The sequence below is a fragment of the Streptomyces sp. NPDC047061 genome (assembly GCF_040643955.1).
In the GTDB taxonomy this organism is placed as follows: domain Bacteria; phylum Actinomycetota; class Actinomycetes; order Streptomycetales; family Streptomycetaceae; genus Streptomyces.
Genome location: NZ_JBEYVI010000111.1, coordinates 1 through 4,101, shown reverse-complemented (window position 1 = coordinate 4,101; position 4,101 = coordinate 1). Strand labels below are relative to the sequence as shown.

At 71.0% G+C, this 4,101-nt stretch carries 4 protein-coding genes; 2 read left to right on the top strand and 2 right to left on the bottom strand.

All coding sequences use genetic code 11. The features are described 5' to 3' along the window. Positions 1-153 precede the first annotated feature (153 nt). Positions 154-2,262, bottom strand: coding sequence for a glycogen debranching protein GlgX (glgX, locus tag ABZ887_RS50930; protein WP_361306535.1), 2,109 nt, complete (start codon positions 2,260-2,262; stop codon positions 154-156). Between the two features lie 23 nt (positions 2,263-2,285). Beyond that, entirely contained in the window at positions 2,286-2,789 is a 504-nt protein-coding gene (locus ABZ887_RS50925; protein WP_361306533.1) for a pep a2, read from the bottom strand. Positions 2,790-3,096: 307 nt separating this feature from the next. On the opposite strand from ABZ887_RS50925, the gene ABZ887_RS50920 reads away from it, so the two are divergent. Both ABZ887_RS50920 and ABZ887_RS50915 read left to right on the top strand, forming a co-directional pair. Further along, a complete protein-coding gene (locus ABZ887_RS50920) occupies positions 3,097-3,390 on the top strand; it encodes a DUF5133 domain-containing protein (RefSeq protein WP_361306531.1) in 294 nt (97 codons plus the stop codon). Positions 3,391-3,492: 102 nt separating this feature from the next. After that, positions 3,493-4,101: maltotransferase domain-containing protein (locus ABZ887_RS50915; protein WP_361306529.1), on the top strand; the 609-nt coding region annotated here is incomplete at its 3' end.

The window sequence follows — 4,101 nt, the reverse complement described above, 5'->3', positions numbered from 1 at the left end:
GGCGCCGTCACCGGAGAGCCCCGGCCCGAGGACGAGCACCGTGCAGCCGAGGACGGCCGCCGCGGTCGCGGTGGCCCAGCGGGCCGAGGGGCGGGCCCCTGAAGGGGCGCGGGGAACTGCGCGAGCAACCCCCACCCAGCCGCACCCGTCGTACTACCTCGACGGCCGCGTGAGCACGATCAGGCTCCGGGCCTCGGCCCGCAGCCTCGTGCCCGCCTTCCGTTCCCGTTCGTCCGGCATCCCGTCCGCGTCGGCCGTGTCGAAGAGAATCGTCCAGTGCTCGCCGTAGGAGTCGTCGGGCAGCCGGAAGTCGACCGGTTCCCAGTAGCCGTTGAGGAGCAGCAGGAACGAGTCGTCGACCAGGCGCCCGCCGTAGGGGTCCCGTTCGGCGATGGCGTCGCCGTTGAGGAAGACGCCGACCGAGTGCGCGTCGGGGCGCTGCCAGTCCCGGTCGGTCATCTCGCGGGCGTCGGGCCGCAGCCACACCAGGTCGGGCAGTGGCTGCCCCGGGTGCACGGCGGTCTCGCCCCGGAAGAAGCGCCGCCGGCGCAGCACGGGGTGGGCGGCGCGCAGCCCGATGACGTACCGGGTGAAGTCGGTGAGGGTCTGCTGTTCCCCGGTCAGTTCCCAGTCGATCCAGGAGACTTCGTTGTCCTGGCAGTAGGCGTTGTTGTTGCCGCTCTGGGTGCGGCCGAGTTCGTCGCCGTGACTGAGCATGGGGATGCCCTGGGACAGCAGCAGGGTGGCGAGCAGGTTGCGCTGCTGGCGGGCCCGGAGTTCGAGCACGGCCGCATCGGTGGTCTCGCCCTCGGCGCCGCAGTTCCAGGACCGGTTGTGGCTCTCGCCGTCCCGGTTGCCCTCGCCGTTGGCCTGGTTGTGCTTGTCGTTGTACGACACCAGGTCGCGCAGTGTGAAGCCGTCGTGCGCGGTGACGAAGTTGACGCTCGCCCGCGGTCGCCGCCTGCTGTGCTGGTACAGGTCGGAGGAGCCGGTGAGCCGGGAGGCGAACTCGCCCAGCGAGCCCGGCTCGGCCCGCCAGAAGTCGCGTACGGCGTCCCGGTACTTGCCGTTCCACTCCGACCACAGCTGCGGGAAGTTGCCGACCTGGTAGCCGCCCTCGCCCACGTCCCAGGGTTCGGCGATGAGCTTGACCCTGCTGATCACCGGGTCCTGCTGGATCAGGTCGAAGAACGCCGAAAGGCGGTCCACCTCGTGGAACTGCCGTGCCAGGGTGGCCGCGAGGTCGAAGCGGAAGCCGTCGACGTGCATCTCGGTCACCCAGTACCGCAGCGAGTCCATGATCAGCTGCAGCACGTAGGGGTGCCGCATCAGCAGGCTGTTCCCGGTGCCGGTGGTGTCGTAGTAGTGCGCCCAGTCGCCGTCGACCAGCCGGTAGTAGGCGGCGTTGTCGATGCCCCGGAAGGACAGCGTGGGGCCCATCTCGTTGCCCTCGGCGGTGTGGTTGTAGACCACGTCGAGGATCACTTCGAGGCCGGCCGCGTGCAGCGCCTTCACCATCGCCTTGAACTCGTTGACCTGCTGGCCCCGGGTGCCGAAGGCGCCGTAGGCGTTGTGCGGGGCGAAGTAGCCGATGGTGTTGTAGCCCCAGTAGTTGGACAGGCCCCGGTCCTGGAGGACCCCGTCCTGCACGAACTGGTGCACCGGCATCAGCTCGACCGCCGTGACGCCGAGCGAGGTCAGGTGGTCGAGGATCGCCGGGTGCGCGAGACCGGCGTAGCTGCCCCGGAGCCGTTCGGGTACCTCCGGATGGGTGAGGGTCAGGCCGCGGACATGGGCCTCGTAGATCACCGAGTCGGAGTACGGCCGCCGGGGCGGGCGGTCGTCGCCCCAGTCGAAGTAGGGGTCGGTGACCACGCCGAGCATGGAGTGCCCGGCGCTGTCGGCCGGGGAGGGACCGCCGGGGGTGCGTTCGTAGAGGGAGGGGTGGTTGTCGATCTGACCGTCTATCGCCCTGGCGTACGGGTCCAGCAGCAGCTTCGCCGGATTGCACCAGTGGCCGAGGTCGGGGTTCCAGGGGCCGGTCACCCGGTATCCGTAGCGCTGCCCCGGTCCGACGCCCGGCAGGTAGGCGTGCCAGACGAACCCGTCGACCTCGGTCATCGGCACCGTCGTCTCGGTGGCGGCGTCGTTCACCAGGACCAGTTCGACCCGTTCGGCGACCTCGCTGAACAGGGCGAAGTTGGTGCCCTGCCCGTCGAAGGAGGCCCCCAACGGGTAGGGGTGCCCGCTCCACACGGGCACCCCTCTCCGGGACTTCCTCGCCGTCACCGGGCGCCCTCCAGAACGCCGTCGGCGGATGCGGCCAACTGGGCGACCGGCTGGTCGCGCGGCACCTGCAGGACCCGGCGCAGCCGGGGCGCCGGACCGGACCTGACCAGCGGGACGCGCTCCCCGGAGCGGGCTCGCTGCGAGAACCAGATGATCTTGCTGCCGGTCTCCGGGGCACAGCAGCCCCAGCCGTCGCTGGTCGCGGCGAGGTGCTCCAGGCACCCGCGCAGGTCCTGGTCGGGGCGGAGATCCCGGTCGTCGTCACCGATGGCGGTGATGAGGTGCTGCCCGTTCCACCACATCTCGATGGACGTGCGTTTGTCCGTCGCGTGCTGGTCGATGGCGGTCAGCAGCAGTTCGGCACCGCGGCAGACGGGGTCCACGAGGTTGTCGAGATCCCAGTAACGCAGATGGGCGGCCAGTATGCGGCTGACCTGACCCACCCGTTCCGGGCTGACCTCGACGTCGAGGTGGTAGTAGCAGGGCACTGCGGTCTTCATTGTTGCCGGCTCCTCACCCGCGAAGCTCCCGCTCCCCCTCACCCGTCCGGAAATCCGTTCCGGAAGCGCAGCGTGAGCACCTGGTCGCTCCTGAGTCACCTTCACTGTGCGGGCGCTACGCCATTCGTGCAACACGAGGGACTCCCGAGGTGGTTGAAGTTCCAACAAGACGCTCGGTCATCATGCGTGCACCATGAGTGAAAGCCTCGATTCGCCGTAACGGCTCCGTGCCTCTCCGTGCCCGGACGCTCCCCCGATCCTCGGGGACACGTGCCCACTCGAGAGCGTCGGAAGGAACGACACGGCCATGCTGCTACCCGCGAAGGCCGAGGTGGCCCGGCAGCTGCGGCGCTACCGGGCGTGGGAGCGCGTCATGCTCGCCTCGCCACAGGACCGCGAGGTGCGGTCCACCTTCGAGGACTCGGGCTACACGCTGTGCGTCCTGATGGGCAAGCGGTGCGCCCGGGAGGCGGTGGAGGCGGCCGAGCGCTATCTGCGCACCAGCCTCGTCACCTACGTGCGGGAACAGGGTGGGCGGCCCCGGCTGGGCGGGACGGTCCGGCAGGGGCCGCCGACGGACCGGCGTTCCGCGAGGCAGTGATCCACAGACGGACCCCCGCGGGAAGACACCGGTCTTCCGGCGCACTACGGACCGCGGAGCCGGGCCCTGGGCCCGGCTCCGCGCACGGCGGAGGTGAGACCCATGAAGGCGACCGAGCCCATCGGCCGCGTTCCGGTGCGTGACGTCCGGCCCGCCGTGGAGCGCGGCGGGCGGCCTGCGAAGGCGGTCCCGGGCGAGACCTTCCAGGTCACCGCCACCGTCTTCCGCGAGGGCCATGACGCCGTCGGCGCCAATGTGGTGCTGTGCGACCCCGAGGGCCGGCCCGGCCCCTGGACGCCGATGCGGGAGCTGGTCCCCGGCACCGACCGCTGGGGCGCCGAGGTCACCCCGGACGCGACGGGCCGCTGGACGTATCACGTGGAGTCCTGGAGCGCCCCGCTCGCCACCTGGCGGCAGCATGCCCGGGTGAAGATCCCGGCGGGCGTCGACACCGGCCTGGTCCTGGAGGAGGGCGCCGAGCTGTACGAGCGGGCGGCCGCCGGTGTCCCCCCGGGACACGCACGCGACCGGATTCTTGCGGCGGCCCGGGCCCTGGGCGACGACTCCCTGCCCCTGCACGTGCGGCTGGCGAACGCCCTCGCTCCCGAGGTGGACGAGGTCCTGGCGCGGTTTCCGTTGCGGGAGTTGGTGTCCGTCTCCGAGGCGCTGCCGTTGCTGGTGGAGCGTGAACGGGCCCTGTACGGCTCCTGG

What these genes read in the sequence shown, in the direction of transcription:
- ABZ887_RS50920 (WP_361306531.1), top strand. Translation starts at nt 3,097, where the DNA reads ATGCTGCTACCCGCGAAGGCCGAGGTGGCCCGGCAGCTGCGGCGCTAC.
- ABZ887_RS50925 (WP_361306533.1), bottom strand. Translation starts at nt 2,789, where the DNA reads ATGAAGACCGCAGTGCCCTGCTACTACCACCTCGACGTCGAGGTCAGC.